The sequence below is a fragment of the Vibrio sp. 10N.286.46.A8 genome, from assembly GCF_041470165.1.
Taxonomy (GTDB): Bacteria; Pseudomonadota; Gammaproteobacteria; order Enterobacterales; family Vibrionaceae; genus Vibrio; species Vibrio tasmaniensis_A.
Genome location: NZ_JBFRLX010000031.1, coordinates 1 through 18,756 on the forward strand (window position 1 = coordinate 1; position 18,756 = coordinate 18,756).

The window sequence follows — 18,756 nt, forward strand, 5'->3', positions numbered from 1 at the left end:
GCTCCATCCCGCGTCCGAATGCATTGTTTAAGTCAATGAGTCTTTGTCTCTAAGAGACCCTCTAGGAATTTATTTCCTAAAAGTATAAAGCTGGAGCGATACATCGGGTTCGAACCGATGACCTCAACCTTGGCAAGGTTGCGCTCTACCAACTGAGCTAGTATCGCAAACTGAAAACGTCTTTCGCCGTTCAGGGCTGCGAATTATAAGAGCATTTTTTTGTGATGCAAGTCCTTAATGCAAAAATCAGCAAGTTTTTACTCAACTGCTGTAAAAGCACACATATTTGCAAAAAAAATAGCTCTTATGTCCCTGAAAAGTTAGATAAACGTGAACATTTGATCTGATTAGATGTTAATAATTGTTTTTCGATAGTACTGCAGCTCAGCAATAGACTCTCGAATATCGTCTAATGCAAGGTGGCTTCCCGACTTAGAAAAACCATCTAACACTTCAGGCTTCCAACGGCGAGTCAGCTCTTTCAGGGTGCTAACATCAACATAGCGGTAGTGGAAGTACTCTTCCAGCTCTGGCATGTGCTTGTATAAGAATCGGCGATCTTGACCAATGCTGTTGCCACAAATTGGTGACTTACCTTTTGGTACCCATTTTTCCAGAAATTCAATCGTTTGTTGAATGGCATCTTGTTCTGAAACTGTACTGTCTTGAATTCGTTTCACTAGGCCACTGCCGGTGTGAGTCGTTGTGCACCACTCGTCCATCTTGTCCAATTCACTCTGAGGTTGGTGAATAGCCAAAACAGGTCCTTCAGCCAGGATATTAAGCTCACTATCAGTAACGATAGTAGCAATTTCAATGATTTTATGAGTTTCAGGATCAAGTCCTGTCATCTCGAGATCAACCCAAATAAGGTTCTGATCGCTAAAGGACATAAGGCGTCGCCTATTTGTTTATGTATAAAAGAGGTACTATACCCAAATAACTATACTCAAACTAGCTTTAGAGCCATCGAAATCATATGGCAGTAGCAACATCCTGTTTGAGTTCCCAATCATCAAGTTAGATGTGTTAAGTGAAAAATTGTGGCTAAAAAAAAGAAGTTAACCAAAGGTCAGGTACGTCGCGTACGTAGCAACCAGAACAAGCGACTCAAGAAAGAAGATTCTATCCAGTGGGATGAGAACATGCTTGGCGGAACAAAAAGCGGACTCGTGATTACGCGCTTTGGTCAACATGCTGATATCGAAGATCTTGAAACCAACGAAGTTCACCGTTGTAACTTACGTCGTAGTATCGAAACGTTAGTTTCCGGAGACAAAGTAACTTGGCGCGCAGGGCTTGAGTCAATGGCTGGCATCTCTGGTGTTGTCGAAGCCGTTGAGCCTAGAACGTCAATGCTAACTCGTCCTGACTACTATGACGGCCTAAAACCGGTTGCCGCAAACGTAGACCAAATGGTTATCGTTTCAGCTGTACTACCAGAGCTATCACTTAATATCATCGACCGCTACTTGATCGCCTCTGAAACGGTGAATATTGCGCCTTTAGTTGTACTCAATAAAGTCGACTTGCTGACAGAGCAACAAATTAGCGCATACCGCGAAACACTGAAGATATACGAGAAAATCGGCTATAAAGTCATGTTCGTGAGTAAAGAGTCGGGTTACGGCATCAAAGAGTTGGAAGCTGAACTGAAAGATCGTATCAACATTTTCGTTGGTCAATCTGGCGTAGGTAAATCCAGCGTAGTGAATGCACTGATGCCAACACTGGACATTGAAGAAGGTGCAGTTTCTGAAAACTCAGGACTGGGTCAACACACCACCACAGCAGCGCGTTTGTATCACTTCCCTTCTGGTGGTGATCTTATCGATTCCCCAGGGGTACGTGAATTCGGCCTATGGCATTTAGAACCCGATGAAGTCACTGACGCTTTCATTGAATTCAAGCCATACCTAGGTGGTTGTAAGTTCCGTGACTGTAAACACAATGACGACCCAGGATGCCTTCTGCGTGAAGCCGTTGAAGACGGAAAAATTAGCCGCTTACGCTTTGCTAGCTACCACCGCATTATTGAAACAATGGCTGACAACAAAGATAACCGTCAGTACTCGCGAAGTAAGAAAGCGGATCTATAATCGCATTATTGTGAACAAACATGTGCATTTACTGACGATGACTGTGATTACTGACAATTGCCGCGATTTTAAGTAACATCTCGCGCCCTAAACCGTCATTAACTCGCTTTCTTTGAAGATAAATAACATTGAAAATGTAGTTAGCATCAAAAACGATTAGTCTCAAAAAACAATTAGCATCGGAAAATTAATACAATGGATAAGATTAAAGTTGGATTGCAGTACTGGATCCCACAACATGGCCTGACTCGTTTAGTTGGTAAACTGGCGTCTGCTAAAGCGGGCGGTTTAACGACAGCGATCATCAACTGGTTCATCAAGCAATACAAAGTGAACATGGATGAAGCGCTGCATAGCGATCCAAAACACTTTAAGACATTCAATGAATTCTTCGTGCGTGAATTGAAAGAAGGCATGCGCCCTATCGCAGAAGGCGAGTCTGTGATTGTTCACCCCGCTGATGCACGTGTAAGTCAGTTTGGCCCAATTACTGATGGTCAACTGATTCAAGCTAAAAACCATAACTACTCAGCACGTGAGTTGCTTGGTGGTGATGCAGACCTAGCCGATGAGTTTAAAGACGGTGAATTCGCAACGCTTTACTTGTCGCCAAGTGATTATCACCGTGTGCACATGCCATGCGACGGCACACTGCGTCAGATGATCTACGTTCCCGGAGACCTGTTCTCAGTTAACCCGTTAACGGCAGAGAACGTTCCAAACCTATTCGCACGTAACGAGCGTGTGGTTTGTATCTTTGATACTGAGTTTGGCCCAATGGCACAAGTGCTGGTTGGTGCAACTATCGTAGGTAGCATCGAGCAAGTATGGGCGGGTACCATCACCCCACCTCGTGGTAACTCGGTTTACAAATGGGATTACCCTGCACAAGGTGACAAAGCTATCATCTTGAAGAAAGGCGAAGAGATGGGCCGCTTTAAGCTTGGTTCAACCGTTATCAACCTGTTCGCTAAAGATTCGATCAAGTTTGACGACACGATGAAGAATGGTGAGAAAACGGTTCTTGGTACACCTTTCGCGCACATTGCAGGCAAAGAAGCACAAGCAACTGATAATGCTGCTGCCGATTCTGCTGAGAACACAGACCAAGCGTAACTCTCAGAGTTAATTCATTAAGCTTTCAAGGCGCGTTACTTTTTCTATATCAGAGAAGAACGCGCCTTTTTCTTAACTCTACCAATTCGTTTCCTACTCAAGCTCTAACAACCCAAGCTTTCAAACCTCAACCCTCAATCCTCAACCCCTGCCCTGCCCTGCCACCTGCAGCTTCTCACTCTTGCCTCTAATTGCCCAGATGAAATATTGACCAAAAGCAAAACAACTGTCGAAACCTTAAACAACTTTTCGATTTTACAACCCGTCTCCAAGTACCAAAAATCCAGATAACTTACTCTATTTGAAGATATTTTATTCATGGGGTCTTTGTACATGCCTAAACTCAATATTGGCGTTCTGGTCAAGCTGTTGATTTGTTTTGCGATTCCCTTAGGCGTGTTATTCATGCCAATAGATTCCATACCTATCGATGACCTCTCGCTGATTCAACACCGCTTGTTGGCGATATTCTTACTAGCAGCTCTACTGTGGGTGCTTGAACCCGTTCCAGTATTCGCCACGTCAATTCTGATCATTGCGCTTGAACTGGTGATGATTTCCGACAAGGGTTTACATCTATTTAGAAACCCACCAGCAGGACACGATCTCGGTGAATTAATCAAATATACCGACATCTTCGGTGCATTTTCGTCACCAATCATCATCCTTTTCATGGGTGGCTTTGCTCTTGCGATATCCGCATCCAAATACGAACTCGACAACAATTTAGCTCGCGTGCTGCTCAAACCATTTGGCACAGAACCGCGCTTTATTATGCTGGGTTTAATGCTTATCACCGCCGTGTTCTCAATGTTCATGTCAAATACCGCAACAACGGTAATGATGCTCGCATTGCTAGGTCCTATCGTAGCCTCTGCACCAAAAGGCGACATGGGGATTAAAGCGCTCGTGTTGTGTATTCCAATCGCCGCCAATACCGGTGGTATCGCGACACCCATAGGTACACCACCCAATGCGATCGCACTGCAATACCTAACTGGCGAGAACAGTATCGACTTTCTTAGCTGGATGATGATGGGCTTACCCTTTGTGATCATCCAACTCACCATCGCTTGGTTTCTCCTCCAAAAACTCTTCCCTTCTAAAGAAAGAAATATGGTTCTCAAGCTTGATGGACAATTTAGAAAGAGCTGGCGAGCGATTGTGGTTTACGTCACCTTCGCTGCGACAATCTTATTGTGGATGACCACCAAACTGCATGGCATGAACACTTATGTGGTCTCTATCATTCCACTGGCTGTTTTTACTCTCACTGGCATCATGGGTAAAGAAGAACTCAAGCTGATTAACTGGGATGTGTTGTGGCTGGTTGCGGGTGGTATTGCGATTGGGATTGGCTTGGATAAAACAGGCTTAGCCGCTGCACTCGCACACGCGATTGATTATGAATCGCTCTCGCCGACTGCAGTGGTACTAACGCTGTCTATCGTGTGTTGGCTAATGGCTAATTTCATGTCGAACACAGCTACCGCAAACTTGCTGATGCCGATAGCAGCTGCGATTGGCGCTTCTATGGAAAGCCTAGTAGCAATTGGAGGCTTACAAGGCTTGCTGGTTGTGGTCGCCTTCTCGGCATCGCTCGGGATGATTCTTCCAGTATCGACACCACCAAACTCGCTGGCTTACTCAACTGGGCTTATCGAAAGCAAAGATATGGCGAAGATGGGTATCATCTTAGGGATTGTCGGCTTACTGATGGTCTACCTCGCGCTGTATATTATCACTTAGCACGTCAATGCCTCCCTTCCGTCCAGCTAGTAATCGTGATCTCGCTAGCTGGCGGGCTACCAGGTTTTAACTAATACGATAAATCCTGATAACAATTAACACCTTAGCAGCAACCAATTGTGATTCCACTTCACTGTTTATTAAAAATAATCATATATATATTTAAATTATGATTTTCAACACGTTTCGAACTTTAAATATAACGACACTAGACACCTAGCAGAGACACATCCGTTCGCAATCCAACGCGTCACTGTCATTAGCCTTTTATCCAAGAAGGAGGGATAAACCTTGAGACATACTATTAAGTTCAAAATTCAGATCGCTATCGCGGTTATTATTGCCGTCGTAAGTGGCGCTCAAGCTTGGATATCTGTTAATCAGCTTACTCAAGAAACTGAAGTCGCGATCAACCAACAGGTGAAAAACGTGAGTGTTGGTACGACGAACTACATTGCCGATTGGTTATCAATCCGCAGTGATATGATGCTTGCCAATGAATCGACCATTTCAAGCAATAGCAACTCTGATCGCGAGTTATTGATCACCAAGCAAGCGGGGCAATTCTTGTCTGTTTATGCAGGATTCAGCGATGGCAGTATAGCTTATGGCGACAAGGCTGAGGATTGGCCAGCAGACTACGACCCACGCTCCCGCCCTTGGTATAAAGATGCAAACGCGACATCCGAACTCATCATTACCGAACCTTATCAAGATTTTGACGGCAGCATTGTCATCAGTTTCGCTAAAGCATTTAATGGTGAAAGACAGGGTGTTATCGCGGCAGACTTAACCGTAACCAGCATTATTGATACCGTACTCAATGTAAAACTCGATAATGACGGTTTTGCTTTTTTAGTCGACGGTAATAACAACATCGTCGCCTACAGTGATGAAGAGTTGAGTCAGAAACCACTGACGAATTTGAACCCTGAGCTAACGGTCGACAAAGTATCACAACTGCTCCAAAACCAAATGATCACGACGTTAACTTGGCCTGGTCAAGGCGATAAAATGGTCTACATCGCTAACGTTCCGAATACCGATTGGTCATTGGGTATTGTGATCGATAAAGAAATGGCATTTTCTGCGGTATCCGATGCCATTCAATTTATCACGCTTACCTCTTTGATTTTATACATCGTCATTTCGATTGCGAGCACAATGGTGATTAATCGCTTGCTGCACCCACTGCAAACATTGTCTGAAGCACTGACTCAGCTTGCTCAAGGCAGAGGCGACCTGACTCAGCGTATTGATATCAAGCGCATGGATGAAATTGGCAAACTTGCCGAGCTCGTGAACCAGTTCTTGAGCCAGATGCAAAGCATGCTTAAGGGCGTAATCGAGCACAGTCACGACTTAAACAACCATGCGGAAAAAGCCAATCAACTGGCTACGCAATCTTCGATTCGAGTCGAGAATCAACAAAACGACATCAACCAAATTGCGACTGCGATTCATGAAATGTCCGCCACCGCAGCTGAAGTGGCCAGCCATGCCGAATTAACCGCCTCCGCTTCTCAGGCATCCGCTACCGCTTGTAACGAAGGCCAAGAGGTTATCCAACAAAACCGCGATGCGATTACAGGCCTTGCAACTCAGGTTGAAGATGCAGCCAATGTTATTCGTGAATTAGAGAGTAATGCTCAAAGCATCAACCAGATCCTATCCACCATTCAAGGCATTGCCGAACAGACCAACCTGTTGGCATTGAATGCGGCGATTGAAGCCGCTCGTGCGGGTGAACAAGGTCGTGGGTTTGCAGTTGTCGCCGATGAAGTCCGAGTGCTCAGCCAAAGAACGCATGGCTCGACCGAAGAAATCCGCGTAATGATTGATACGCTGCAGAAGAATACCGAACATGCCGTAGAAAGCATGACCACCAGCACTCAGTTAGCAGAGAACAGCGTTGGCTTCGCAGAGCAAGCTCATGGCAGCCTAACTAAGATCACTCAGGCAATCACTGAAATCAACGATATGGCGCTGCAAATAGCGAGTGCTGCGGAAGAGCAACGCGCGGTCAGCGAAGACATCAGCCGTAATACGCAAGGAATCAAAGATGCCTCAGACGATTTGGCACAACAAGCGGAAAGCAGTCGCAATAGCTCAAATGAAATGAGCAGCGCTGCCGAGTCAATGCGCCAAGACGTAGAGCGCTTTAAGGTGTAGCGCGACTCAAGCAAAGTAAGTGAACCACACCACCGAGCGACAGCTGACATAAACTAATAACTGAAACAAAGTAGTTCTTTCATAAGAATCACTTTGTTCTCAGTTCGGTTTGATGCATATTGATGAGCTAATTTATCCCAGACACAAGGATGTTATTCAGATGGGATTTGAATGGTTAGCTCTAGCTGCCGCTTTTCTTTGGGCCATTGCGAGCCTAATGTCAGTAAAGCCTGCCCAACACTTAGGTTCTTTCGCCTATAGCCGTTGGAGAATGGGTTGTACCGCGATCATCTTATCGAGCATGGCTTGGTTTACCGGAGGTTGGTCAACTGTCGAAGCCAATCTAATCACGCCGATGATGCTATCTGGCCTGATTGGTATATTCATTGGTGATACCGCCCTATTTGCCTGTTTGAACCGAATGGGACCGCGCCAAGCGGGTTTACTGTTCTCTTGTCACGCCGTGTTCTCGGCGATTCTTGGTTACTTCCTGTTTAGCGAAAGCATGACTTCTGTTGAGCTGATTGGCTCGGCTTTGGTGTTTAGTGGTGTATTAACTGCGATATTCTTTGGTCGTCGAGGACAAGCCAACAACCAGCTTGAAACCATCAAGGGCACCGTGTGGATTGGTGTCGCACTGGGAATCACCGCAGCGATCTGCCAAGCATTGGGCGGCATAATTGCCAAACCCGTGATGCAAACCAGTATCGACCCTGTTGCCGCTTCTGCCATTCGAATGATCACCGCTTTTGTTGCTCACTCCGCATTTCGTTTAACAGGCGCCAAACTTTCACGCGCACTTAACCCAATGAATAAGCAGATATTCGCGATTACCGCGGTTAATGGTTTTCTAGCGATGGCAGTAGGAATGACGTTGATTTTGTATGCGTTGCAGGAAGGCAATGTCGGTATGGTCGCTCTGTTATCTTCAACCACACCAATCATGTTGTTACCGATACTCTGGCTATACACCAAGCAGAGACCGAACGTCTACGCTTGGATAGGTGCCATTGTTGCCGTAGTGGGTACTGGTATTTTGGTCAGATAGTGGGTACTGGGATTCTGGTCAGTTAGCCAAACGGTAAGTAGGACTAACTGAATAGAGAGCTAAGAACGTGGGAAAGGAAAAGCCGTCACATCATCGATATGGTCATAACCTAACGCCAGCATGATCAGACGGTCGATACCCAAAGCAACACCCGCACAGTCTGGTAAGCCTGCTTTTAATGCCTCAATCAAGTGATGATCAATCGGTTGAGGTGATAAGCCCATCTCAATACGTTTGGCATTATCATCTTCAAAGCGCTTAAGTTGTTCTTGCGGTTTATCTAACTCGTGGAAGCCGTTTGCTAACTCAATTCCTTTGAAATATACCTCAAAACGATCCGCTACTCTTGAATCATCAGGATTGATCTTAGCTAACGCAGCTTGCGATGCTGGGAAGTCATAAACAAACGCAGGTACGTCTTGGCCTATCTTTGCTTCCACCCCAATACTGAACAGAAGCTGCAAGAGCGTATCGCGATCTTCTTCAGGATCCGCAATATCACTTAACCCAAGTTGTGCAGCCGCTTGCTTCAACGTATCCATCGAGTTCTCCAGCGGACAAACACCTAACACATCAATAAAGGCTTGTTGGTAAGTCATCCGCTCTGCTGTGCCTGATTTAAGTACCTGCTGTAACAGCAGATCCATCTCATCCATCAGATCATGATGATCAAAACCAACGCGATACCACTCCAACATAGTGAACTCAGGGTTGTGATAGCGGCCATTTTCTTCATTGCGAAAAGATTTACAAATTTGGTAAATACAACCGCTTCCGGCAGCCAACAAGCGTTTCATATGAAACTCTGGGCTAGTCATAAAGAATAGTGGCTGGCCGTGCGCATAACCTGGCCCTACGAATTCAGTTTTAAAGGTATGTAAATGCACGTCCGTCACCGTGGCGTGGCTCATCGCAGGCGTATCCACTTCCATCACGTTTCGCTCAACAAAGAACTGACGAATTTGATTTAGGATATCAGCACGTTGCTTTAACTGCTTAATGGTTGCGGCCGGTTGCCATGTAGAGTGCATTATTGAGTTCCATATTACTGAATTTTAGACGACGAAAATTACCACCTTTCATCGCTTTTGTAAGCTTCTATCTTTCTATTCTTGAAAGCGAAATGTTGTTTTAATGAAGCCAGAAAATTACGTTCTACAATACAATTATCAATACAGATTTCACATCCACATTGATAACAAAAATCATACTCAACAAGCCGTTAACACAAGCCCTGTGGGCTAATCGTTATCAACAATTCATTGCCGTGATTGCAGTCACATAACCTATAAATTCTATGCCTCCATATGCACTACCGACCTAAAAACCCAAATGCATCAACTTTTCGAATACCTTCCTCTCTTACACTGAACCTACCACTTAAGGCTTAGGGGTAATAAACGGTTGATGCCGTTTACTTACTATTAATTAGTAAGTAACGCCAATTAGTAAGTACTACCAATAAGCTTTTTATAATAACAGCGGAATACTCCGCATCACACTGGAGAATAACTGTGAAGACAATTACCACAGATATCGCAGTCATCGGCGCAGGCGGCGCTGGTCTTCGTACAGCTATCGCTGCGGCTGAAGCTAATCCTGAATTGGAAGTAGCACTGATTTCTAAAGTTTACCCAATGCGTTCGCACACGGTAGCGGCAGAAGGCGGTTCAGCAGCAGTAATTAAAGACGAAGATAGCCTAGATAACCACTTCAACGATACTGTTGGCGGGGGCGACTGGCTATGTGAACAGGATGTTGTTGAATACTTTGTTGAAAACTCGACTCGCGAAATGATCCAAATGGAACAATGGGGCTGCCCATGGAGTCGTAAAGAAAACGGTGAAGTAAACGTACGCCGATTCGGCGGTATGAAGGTAGAAAGAACGTGGTTCGCAGCGGATAAAACCGGCTTCCACATGCTTCATACTCTGTTCCAGACTTCGATGAAGTACGACACAATCAAACGATTTGATGAGTACTTTGTGGTGGATTTGATCGTTGAAGATGGCGAAGTACAAGGCCTAATCGCGATTCATATGTCTGAAGGTGAGCTTGTTACCATCAAAGCGAAATCTGTTGTTCTAGCAACCGGTGGCGCAGGTCGTGTTTACCACTGTAATACCAACGGCGGCATCGTAACTGGCGACGGTATGGCAATGGCTTATCGCCACGGTGTACCACTGCGTGATATGGAGTTCGTTCAATACCACCCAACAGGCCTACCGGGCACTGGCATCTTGATGACCGAAGGTTGTCGTGGTGAAGGCGGTATCATCGTCAACAAGAACGGCTACCGTTACCTGCAAGATTACGGCATGGGCCCTGAAACTCCAGTGGGCGAGCCGAAAAATAAATACATGGAACTTGGTCCTCGAGACAAAGTTTCTCAAGCATTCTGGCACGAGCAGCAGAAAGGCAACACCATCAAGCACCCGCTTGGTGATGTCGTACACCTTGACCTTCGCCACCTTGGTGAAGAGTACCTGCAAGAGCGTCTTCCATTTATCTGTGAGCTTGCAAAAGCGTACGTAAACGTAGACCCAGCAAAAGAGCCAATCCCAATTCGCCCAACCGTTCACTACACCATGGGTGGTATTGAAACCAACGGTACGTGTGAAACTCGCATTAAAGGGCTATTCGCTGTTGGTGAGTGTGCTTCAGTTGGCCTACATGGCGCAAACCGCCTAGGGTCTAACTCTCTTGCTGAATTCGTAGTATTCGGCCGCGTAGCCGGTGAACAAGCCGTGAAACGTGCCGCTGAATTCAAAGGCTGGAACGAAGAGTCTATTGCTAAGCAAGTGAAAGCGGTTGAAGATCGTATCGCTGGCATCTTGGCTCAAGAAGGCGATGAGAACTGGGCTGATATCCGTACTGAAATGGGTCACACCATGGAAGCGGGTTGTGGTATCTACCGTCAAGAAGACTTGATGCAAGAAACCATCGACAAAATCACTGAACTGAAAGCTCGCTACAAGAAGATCAGCATTAAAGACAAAGGCAAAGTGTTCAACACTGACCTACTTTACGCTATCGAAGTGGGTTACGGCCTTGAAGTTGCCGAAGCGATGGTTCACTCAGCGATCCTTCGTAAAGAGTCTCGCGGTGCACACCAACGTCTAGACGACAACTGCACAGAACGTGATGACGTGAACTTCCTGAAACATTCTCTATCTTTCTATAACGAAGATGCAGCACCAACTATCGACTACAGCGGCGTTAAGATTACTAAATCTCAACCTAAAGCTCGTCTATACGGTGAAGCAGCCGAGAAAGCCGCTGCTGCTGAAAAAGCGGCAGAAGAAAATGCGAAGAAGAGCGAAGAGGAGCAAGCATAATGTCAGCGAATCGAATCCAAAAAATTGAAATCCTGCGTTATGACCCTGAGCACGATGCAGAACCTCACTTTCAAACCTTTGAAGTTCCATTTGATGAAACCATGTCGGTACTTGATGCGATTGGTTACATCAAAGATAACCTAGATAAAGACCTGTCTTACCGTTGGTCTTGTCGTATGGCGATTTGTGGTTCTTGCGGCATCATGGTTGATGGCGTGCCAAAACTGGCATGTAAGAGCTTCTTACGTGATTACCCGAATGGCTTCAAGATTGAGCCTTTGGCTAACTTCCCAATCGAGAAAGATTTGATTGTCGACATGACGCCGTTTATCGAGCGCCTTGAAGCAATCAAACCTTACATCATTGGTAACGACCGTAAGCCAGAAGACGGTACTAACATCCAAACTCCAGAGCAAATGGCGAAGTACAAACAGTTCGCTGGCTGCATCAACTGTGGTTTGTGTTACGCAGCATGTCCTCAGTTTGGTCTAAACCCTGAGTTCATTGGCCCTGCGGCACTTGCTCTTGCTCACCGCTACAACCTAGATAGCCGTGACAATGGTAAAGCTGAGCGCATGAAGCTTATCAATGGCGACAACGGCGCTTGGGGCTGTACGTTTGTTGGTTACTGTTCTGACGTATGTCCGAAGAAAGTAGACCCTGCAGCAGCTGTAAACCAAGGCAAAGTTGAGTCTTCAATGGACTTCGTTATTTCGATGTTCAAGCCTGATGGATCGCAAGTAAAAACAGCAGAGGAGGCATAATATGAGCAATCGTAAGCCTTATGTTCGCGAGATGAAGAGAACGTGGTGGAGCAACCATCCGTTCTACCGCTTCTACATGCTACGTGAAGCGACTGTACTGCCTTTGATTCTATTCACTCTGTTCCTAACCTTCGGTTTGGGTTCGCTAGTGAAAGGCCCTGAAGCGTGGGAAGGTTGGTTGAGCTTTATGGCTAACCCTATCGTTGTTGGTATCAACATCGTAGCACTGCTAGGCAGCTTACTGCACGCTCAGACCTTCTTCAGCATGATGCCTCAAGTAATGCCAATCCGCCTTAAAGGCAAATTGGTAGATAAAAGAATCATCGTACTGACCCAATGGGCAGCGGTGGCATTTATTTCTTTAATCGTTCTTATGGTGGTGTAAGGAGCTTCGTTATGAACACAAATTACAATGTTAACCACAATCCGAAACGCTCTGATGAACCAATCTGGTGGGGCCTATTCGGCGCTGGCGGTACTTGGTTCGCGATGATTACACCAATCACGATTCTAGTGCTGGGTATCTTGGTGCCAATGGGCATTATCGATTCGGGTGCAATGAGCTACGAGCGTGTCTCTGAGTTTGCCACCAGCATTATCGGTGCGCTATTCATCATCGGTACGCTAGCACTGCCAATGTGGCACGCAATGCACCGTCTTCACCACGGCATGCACGACCTTAAGTTCCACGTCGGCGTTGCAGGTAAAGTGGGTTGCTACTTCGTTGCAGGTCTAATCAGCGCACTGTCTGTTATCTTCATTTTTATGATTTAACAGTTAAGAGCAGATTCGAGATTCGGGTAACTGAGATTCGAAGAGTTTAGGAACGAAAATACTAGAAGCAGAACAGGATTATCTTGTTCTGCTTTTTTGTTACTTGTCGAATCTCGTTTACTCGAATCTGCTCTTCTCCGATCGCCAGATACAAAAAAGGCCGCTCATAAGCGACCTTTTCTATTTCACTGAGCCACCTTAAACAAGATGGACACAATCAAATTACTTCACACGACCAACGTATTCGCCAGTACGAGTATCAACTTTAACCACTTCACCGATAGCGATGAATAGAGGAACACGAACTACCGCGCCTGTTGCTAGAGTTGCAGGTTTACCACCCGTACCCTGTGTATCGCCTTTAAGGCCAGGATCAGTTTCAGTTACTTCGATCTCAACAAAGTTTGGCGGAGTAACAGTGATAGGGTTATCATTCCACAACGTTAGAGTACAAACGTCATTTTCAACTAACCATTTTGCTGAATCAGCGACTGCTTTTACGTCTGCTGCGATTTGCTCAAATGTTTCGTTGTTCATGAAGTGGTAGAATTCGCCATCGTTGTATAAGTAGCCTAGTTCAACGTCAACAACATCTGCAAGCTCGAAGCTTTCGCCTGACTTGAATGTTTTCTCTAACACTTTGCCTGACAGCAGTTTACGAAGTTTTACACGGTTAAACGCTTGGCCTTTACCTGGCTTAACGTATTCATTGTCGATAATTGCGCAAGGCTCGTTATCTAACATGAATTTTAAACCGCCTTTGAATTCATTGGTGCTTACTGACGCCATGATTTTCTCTTCCACATCTTTGAGTTAATTTCAATGCCGCATATCATAACCCGAAAAGTCGAATCTGTTGAGCAAAACTGGCTCAAACAACTATCGAATGCGATCTCTGACCCGACAAAACTGCTTGAAGCATTGGAAATAGACCCAACACCGTGGCAAAAAGGATTCGTAGCACGTGAGCTGTTTTCACTTCGAGTTCCTCTTAGCTTTGTTGAGCGAATGGAAAAAGGCAATCCACACGACCCTTTGCTAAGACAAGTTTTACCGCTAAGTGAAGAGTTTGAGGTGCACCAAGGCTATTCTGCTGACCCACTGGAAGAACAAGAAAACGCGATCCCAGGGTTGCTGCATAAATACAAAAGCCGCGCGCTAATGATCGTGAAAGGTGGCTGCGCGATTAACTGCCGCTACTGCTTCCGCCGTCATTTCCCATACCAAGACAACAAAGGCTCAAAATCTGTTTGGCAAACTAGCCTCGATTATGTGGCTCAACATCCGGAAATCAACGAGGTGATCTTATCTGGGGGCGACCCTCTGATGGCAAAGGACAGCGAACTAGAGTGGCTGATCAATGCTATCGAACAAATTCCACATGTGAAAACCGTTCGAATTCACAGCCGATTACCTGTCGTGATTCCGGCGCGAGTGACTGATGAACTATGCCAAACATTAGCTAACACTCGTCTTAAAGTAGTCATGGTTAGCCATATTAATCATGCCAATGAAATCAACTTAGAGCTCAAGCAAGCCTTCCATAAGCTGAAGCAAACTGGTGCGACTCTGCTCAACCAAGGCGTAATGCTAAAAGGCGTAAATAACAGCGCTAGCTCATTGAAAAAATTAAGTGAAAAGCTATTCGACGCCGGTATTTTACCTTACTACATGCATGTACTTGATAAAGTTCAGGGAGCTGCTCATTTCTATATCTCCGATGAAGAAGCGAAACACCACTTTAAGGGATTAATCTCTGAGGTTTCTGGCTATCTAGTACCTAAGTTAACCCGTGAAATTGGCGGACGCAGTAGCAAAACACCACTCGACCTAAACATTGAATAACGAGCGAGCTTCAAAAAGCGACTAAGCTTATCTGTAACGACAACACGTTGCTAAATGCACCTTCACGACAAAAATTTTTTGTTCGATCGTCCGGTCTATTATTAGCATACTCGGCTCTATTCTAAATTCTTAGGAGGGGTGATATGTCACAATTTATAGAACAAGCTCTCAACCTTGCCCCCTTTAGCTGGGCAGGCCTCGCAGCATGCATGTTGTGTGGTTCTTTAATCGGAATCGAAAGGCAAACACGCGGTAAACCCGTCGGGATCCGGACATCGATCCTTATCATTAGCGGTACTTACTTCTTCCTCACCATGGCGATTAGCCTATCCCCCAACACTCTCGATCAAGCTCGTGTACTTGGTCAGATAATTACGGGGGTTGGATTCCTTGGTGCAGGGGTAATGATGACATTGGATGGAAAGATTCATGGTGTAACGTCAGCGGCGATTATCTGGGTACTCGCTGCATTAGGTATGATGATCGCACTTGGCCACCTTTCGCAGTCGGTTATTATCACGCTAATGGCGCTAGTGATTCTGCTTGGGGTAGACAAGGTAGAAAACAGCTTCCAGAGCTTACGCCGTGGTGTTCACCAGAAGTGGATGAGAAAAGTCCGCGTGAAGAAGTAACACCTCGTCGGAAGACACTTGGCCTTATCTGCATTTTATTCTTAGCTACTGTTTCATCTTAAGGGTCTTTTTCCTTAGATAAAAAAGAGCCTAGCAAACGACTAGGCTCTAAACTGCAGTTCACAGATTAATGTACGTGAATAGACACTTGATTCTTGCCTGCGGTCTTCGCCTTATAAAGCTGCTCATCTGATGAACGAATACTCTGGTTTTCCCACAAGTGTCCAATGCTGTCGAACTTGAACAGAGAGTAAAGCGTCGCTCCCCCAGAGACTGATATATTAATCTTGTCACCGGTCGCGCATCGATAACTTTGTAAACTAATGTCATTTTGAATTCGTTCAAAGATCGATGAAAGTAATTCGGATGATTCGCCCGTAATCGCGACAACAAACTCTTCACCACCAAATCTCGCCACGATATCTTTCTGCCTAACGCTGTTCAGCATTAACTGAGCAACATGGCAAATCACCTCATCTCCCACCTTATGACCATACTGATCATTCACCACTTTGAAATCATCGATATCAAATACGCCAACACCAATAATTGGCTCCTCATTTTGGTTCAGCAACCGAGCTTCAAAACCACGCCGATTATATAAACCAGTCAATGGGTCGAGCATCGCTAAATTCTTCAATCGCTTGTGCTCTTGCTTGGTATAAAACCGCCACAACCATAGTGCTGAGATAAAGTACAAAGCTAACAAAATCAGTAATTGAACCCGCTCCAGTTCCAGCAAATGCAAGAAGTGCTCACTCTTTCCTTCTTCAATAGTCAGGTATAACTCAGTATTGACTCCATCGACATACAAAGGCCGTGAATAGGTAAAGTCCAACAGTCCATATTTGTTTACTCCTCTTGCGCTCGTCACCTTGTATCCATGAACGGGATTCGAGACGAGATTAGAGACGTAACCATCAACACCGAGTACTCCTTTAAACTCACCATCAACATAGATACCTTTGGTTAAGGTCACTACCTTCTTCCCTGTTAGGTAGTCATCGTATTGGCCGGTATACACCACTTGATCTTGCCCCTGAGCTAAGCCAAAACGAATCGTATTCACCCAATAAGGGCGACTATTGACGACTGAATCAAAGGTGTCACCTTTAATGTAACGGGCGAAATCGGAAGGCGACGATATAATAAATTTATCTTTGGAGATAAAGTAAATCGCAGAGATGGTATCAATGGTATTCGCAAAGTAAGCCATGGTGGGTGCGATAAACATGCGCCTACCTGCTTCTAAATGAAGCTCCGACTTTAGATCGCACATCTCACTTGGGCCAGAGAACATAAAATCAAATCGAGGTGCAGCTTGCTCTTCACTAATGAAGTAACACGTATCACCTTCGACCTTTTGCTCATGTGAGAATACGTAGGTATCCCCATGCAGCGGATAAAGTGCGGTAATATTATATTCAAGCGCATTAATAATCTGTGTAAGCTCCGCTAAAGAGCGTGTCACGCCTTGGTTTTCAATTCCATACTGCTTTTCTGACTCTTCCGCTGAATCAACAAGTAACAAGCTAAAAACCACTAAAAAGCTGACGGTCAGACTTAAGAAAGCCTTTTTAAAATCGACGGTATGGGGATTAATCAAAGCATATAAGTCATCATTGAAAATTTAGCGCACATTGTACCCACAAGTGAGAACATCGCAACAAGAGTATAAAATAACATGCTTACAGTAACGTTTAAGGAGTGAGATAGCAGATGTAAAATAACGCCTAAACATAGAAGTAAAGGCGTTGATAGGTTCAATAAGCATTAACTAAATAGGGAATGTAGAACTTAATTTATCAAACTTCTGAGCATCCCCATTCAGGGAAATGCTTTCTTATATAAGTGTTTAATTCTTTTTCAGCTTGCGAGTAAATGCGCTTATTAACTCCCTCTTCAGAATGCAGACGCTGCACAACACCAGCCCCTACTGTCACATTCGTATGCCTATCGATCACCACAAAGGCACCTGTCTGAGGCAGATCTTTGTATAAGTCTATAGCAACTTGATCGGTTAAATTGATAGAAGTTAACGCGATTTCATTAAGCTCTACTGTTTCAGAATTTTCAGCGTGTTGTTCAAGAGTATTCACATCAACTTTATGTTGAATACCTGACAACTTACCTGTGCAAGATTTCGTTGCAAACTTGAAACTATATTCTTTATGGCAACGCAATGGGTTTTCATCCATCCACACTAAATACGCATCAAACTTGTTAACAAGTTGCAGCTTTGAGCCTTTATGAATCAACATATCCCCGCGAGATACATCAATTTCATCGTCAAGTGTTATCGTAATCGCTTGACCAGGCAGTGCTGACTCCAACTCACCATCATAAGTGAATATGGACTTAATTTTTGATGATTTTCCTGAAGGTAACGCTGTTATTTCATCACCAACACTGACTTGGCCAGAAGCCAACGTGCCACAAAAACCGCGAAAATCTAAATTCGGACGATTAACGTACTGAACAGGAAAGCGCATATGCTCTAAATCTTTATCTTGATCGATTTTTACTGTCTCAAGCAGTTTCATTAAAGTCGAGCCTGGGTACCACTCCATGTTTTCACTTGGAGTTACCACATTGTCACCCTTCAACGCTGAAATGGGTACAAAGCGAATGTCGTCAATATTGAAGCTCTTAGCCATCTCACGATAATCAGCTTTGATTTGTTGATACACATCTTGACTATAATCCATCAGGTCCATCTTATTTATAGCAACTATGATGTGCTTAATACCCAATAGTGAACAAATATAACTGTGACGACGCGTTTGAGTTTGAATACCATAGCGGGCATCCACCATCACAATCGCTAAATCACATGTTGACGCCCCAGTTACCATATTACGTGTGTATTGCTCATGCCCAGGAGTGTCAGCAATAATGAATTTACGTTTATCTGTCGAAAAATAACGGTATGCCACATCAATAGTAATACCCTGCTCACGCTCAGATTGCAGGCCATCGACCAACAGTGCTAGATCAAATGATTCATCGGTTGTATTGAATTTTTGAGAGTCTTTCTCAATCGCAGCCATCTGATCTTCGTATATCAGTTTACTATCAAAAAGCAAACGACCAATCAGTGTTGATTTACCATCATCCACGTTACCGCAAGTTAAAAAGCGCAGCAGATCTTTGTTCTCGTGTACTTTTAAGTATGCTTCAATATCTTGAGAAATTAGCTCTGAACTATGTGACATGGTC

General features: G+C 44.8%; 16 protein-coding genes and 1 tRNA gene. 11 read left to right on the forward strand and 6 right to left on the reverse strand.

Features of this window, described 5'->3' with window-relative positions; genetic code table 11:
• Positions 1-91: 91 nt before the first annotated feature.
• Positions 92-167, reverse strand: a tRNA-Gly gene (locus tag AB4232_RS03855).
• A gap of 180 nt (positions 168-347) precedes the next feature.
• Positions 348-893 carry an oligoribonuclease gene (gene orn, locus AB4232_RS03860; RefSeq protein WP_012603103.1) on the reverse strand — a complete coding sequence of 182 codons (546 nt, stop codon included), beginning with the start codon at positions 891-893 and terminating at the stop codon, positions 348-350.
• A 150-nt stretch (positions 894-1,043) separates the two neighbouring features.
• Here orn and rsgA point away from each other — a divergent pair, with 150 nt between their 5' ends.
• The 5 genes from rsgA (at position 1,044) to AB4232_RS03885 (ending at position 8,184) form a co-directional block, all read left to right on the forward strand.
• Positions 1,044-2,099, forward strand: coding sequence for a small ribosomal subunit biogenesis GTPase RsgA (rsgA, locus tag AB4232_RS03865; RefSeq protein WP_372086284.1), 1,056 nt, complete (start codon positions 1,044-1,046; stop codon positions 2,097-2,099).
• 195 nt (positions 2,100-2,294) lie between these two features.
• A complete protein-coding gene (asd, locus tag AB4232_RS03870; protein ID WP_372086286.1) occupies positions 2,295-3,215 on the forward strand; it encodes an archaetidylserine decarboxylase in 921 nt (306 codons plus the stop codon).
• A gap of 333 nt (positions 3,216-3,548) precedes the next feature.
• Positions 3,549-4,964: a DASS family sodium-coupled anion symporter gene (locus AB4232_RS03875; RefSeq protein WP_372086289.1), complete on the forward strand. Its 1,416-nt coding sequence runs from the start codon at positions 3,549-3,551 to the stop codon at positions 4,962-4,964.
• Between the two features lie 291 nt (positions 4,965-5,255).
• On the forward strand, positions 5,256-7,136 hold the full coding sequence (locus AB4232_RS03880; protein ID WP_009847913.1) for a methyl-accepting chemotaxis protein: 1,881 nt from the start codon (positions 5,256-5,258) through the stop codon (positions 7,134-7,136).
• A gap of 160 nt (positions 7,137-7,296) precedes the next feature.
• Entirely contained in the window at positions 7,297-8,184 is an 888-nt protein-coding gene (locus AB4232_RS03885; protein WP_135383120.1) for a DMT family transporter, read from the forward strand.
• A 59-nt stretch (positions 8,185-8,243) separates the two neighbouring features.
• Here the strand turns inward: AB4232_RS03885 and epmA are convergent, their stop codons facing one another.
• Positions 8,244-9,215: an elongation factor P--(R)-beta-lysine ligase gene (gene epmA, locus AB4232_RS03890; protein ID WP_372086292.1), complete on the reverse strand. Its 972-nt coding sequence runs from the start codon at positions 9,213-9,215 to the stop codon at positions 8,244-8,246.
• Positions 9,216-9,698: 483 nt separating this feature from the next.
• Between epmA and frdA the strand changes: the two genes are divergently transcribed.
• Genes frdA through frdD form a run of 4 tightly spaced genes read left to right on the forward strand, consistent with a single transcriptional unit; the run spans position 9,699 to position 13,060 of the window.
• Positions 9,699-11,522, forward strand: coding sequence for a fumarate reductase (quinol) flavoprotein subunit (gene frdA / locus AB4232_RS03895; protein WP_012603097.1), 1,824 nt, complete (start codon positions 9,699-9,701; stop codon positions 11,520-11,522).
• Complete coding sequence (locus tag AB4232_RS03900; RefSeq protein ID WP_009847917.1) at positions 11,522-12,286, forward strand: succinate dehydrogenase/fumarate reductase iron-sulfur subunit; 765 nt, start codon at positions 11,522-11,524, stop codon at positions 12,284-12,286. Before frdA ends, AB4232_RS03900 begins: the two co-directional genes overlap by 1 nt.
• 1 nt (position 12,287) lies before the next feature.
• On the forward strand, positions 12,288-12,671 hold the full coding sequence (frdC, locus tag AB4232_RS03905; RefSeq protein ID WP_017097244.1) for a fumarate reductase subunit FrdC: 384 nt from the start codon (positions 12,288-12,290) through the stop codon (positions 12,669-12,671).
• Positions 12,672-12,682: 11 nt separating this feature from the next.
• Complete coding sequence (frdD, locus tag AB4232_RS03910) at positions 12,683-13,060, forward strand: fumarate reductase subunit FrdD (RefSeq protein ID WP_372086295.1); 378 nt, start codon at positions 12,683-12,685, stop codon at positions 13,058-13,060.
• Positions 13,061-13,282: 222 nt separating this feature from the next.
• Here frdD and efp read toward each other — a convergent pair whose 3' ends face one another.
• The gene (gene efp / locus AB4232_RS03915) at positions 13,283-13,849 is read right to left on the reverse strand and encodes an elongation factor P (protein WP_009847919.1); all 567 of its coding nucleotides are present in this window, start codon (positions 13,847-13,849) and stop codon (positions 13,283-13,285) included.
• Positions 13,850-13,882: 33 nt separating this feature from the next.
• On the opposite strand from efp, the gene epmB reads away from it, so the two are divergent.
• Together epmB and AB4232_RS03925 are read left to right on the forward strand one after the other, a co-directional pair.
• Complete coding sequence (gene epmB, locus AB4232_RS03920; protein WP_372086297.1) at positions 13,883-14,905, forward strand: EF-P beta-lysylation protein EpmB; 1,023 nt, start codon at positions 13,883-13,885, stop codon at positions 14,903-14,905.
• A 143-nt stretch (positions 14,906-15,048) separates the two neighbouring features.
• Complete coding sequence (locus AB4232_RS03925) at positions 15,049-15,537, forward strand: MgtC/SapB family protein (RefSeq protein WP_009847921.1); 489 nt, start codon at positions 15,049-15,051, stop codon at positions 15,535-15,537.
• A gap of 127 nt (positions 15,538-15,664) precedes the next feature.
• Here the strand turns inward: AB4232_RS03925 and AB4232_RS03930 are convergent, their stop codons facing one another.
• On the reverse strand, positions 15,665-17,098 hold the full coding sequence (locus AB4232_RS03930) for a diguanylate cyclase (protein ID WP_372086319.1): 1,434 nt from the start codon (positions 17,096-17,098) through the stop codon (positions 15,665-15,667).
• Positions 17,099-17,342: 244 nt separating this feature from the next.
• Positions 17,343-18,752: a sulfate adenylyltransferase subunit CysN gene (cysN, locus tag AB4232_RS03935; protein WP_372086300.1), complete on the reverse strand. Its 1,410-nt coding sequence runs from the start codon at positions 18,750-18,752 to the stop codon at positions 17,343-17,345.
• Positions 18,753-18,756 lie beyond the last annotated feature (4 nt).

Excerpts from the sequence above, each read along its gene's own strand:
- epmB (WP_372086297.1), top strand. The coding sequence starts at position 13,883 with ATGCCGCATATCATAACCCGAAAAGTCGAATCTGTTGAGCAAAACTGG.
- efp (WP_009847919.1), bottom strand. The coding sequence starts at position 13,849 with ATGGCGTCAGTAAGCACCAATGAATTCAAAGGCGGTTTAAAATTCATG.
- frdD (WP_372086295.1), top strand. The coding sequence starts at position 12,683 with ATGAACACAAATTACAATGTTAACCACAATCCGAAACGCTCTGATGAA.
- asd (WP_372086286.1), top strand. The coding sequence starts at position 2,295 with ATGGATAAGATTAAAGTTGGATTGCAGTACTGGATCCCACAACATGGC.
- epmA (WP_372086292.1), bottom strand. The coding sequence starts at position 9,215 with ATGCACTCTACATGGCAACCGGCCGCAACCATTAAGCAGTTAAAGCAA.
- AB4232_RS03925 (WP_009847921.1), top strand. The coding sequence starts at position 15,049 with ATGTCACAATTTATAGAACAAGCTCTCAACCTTGCCCCCTTTAGCTGG.
- AB4232_RS03900 (WP_009847917.1), top strand. The coding sequence starts at position 11,522 with ATGTCAGCGAATCGAATCCAAAAAATTGAAATCCTGCGTTATGACCCT.
- AB4232_RS03875 (WP_372086289.1), top strand. The coding sequence starts at position 3,549 with ATGCCTAAACTCAATATTGGCGTTCTGGTCAAGCTGTTGATTTGTTTT.
- AB4232_RS03885 (WP_135383120.1), top strand. The coding sequence starts at position 7,297 with ATGGGATTTGAATGGTTAGCTCTAGCTGCCGCTTTTCTTTGGGCCATT.
- cysN (WP_372086300.1), bottom strand. The coding sequence starts at position 18,752 with ATGTCACATAGTTCAGAGCTAATTTCTCAAGATATTGAAGCATACTTA.
- orn (WP_012603103.1), bottom strand. The coding sequence starts at position 893 with ATGTCCTTTAGCGATCAGAACCTTATTTGGGTTGATCTCGAGATGACA.
- frdC (WP_017097244.1), top strand. The coding sequence starts at position 12,288 with ATGAGCAATCGTAAGCCTTATGTTCGCGAGATGAAGAGAACGTGGTGG.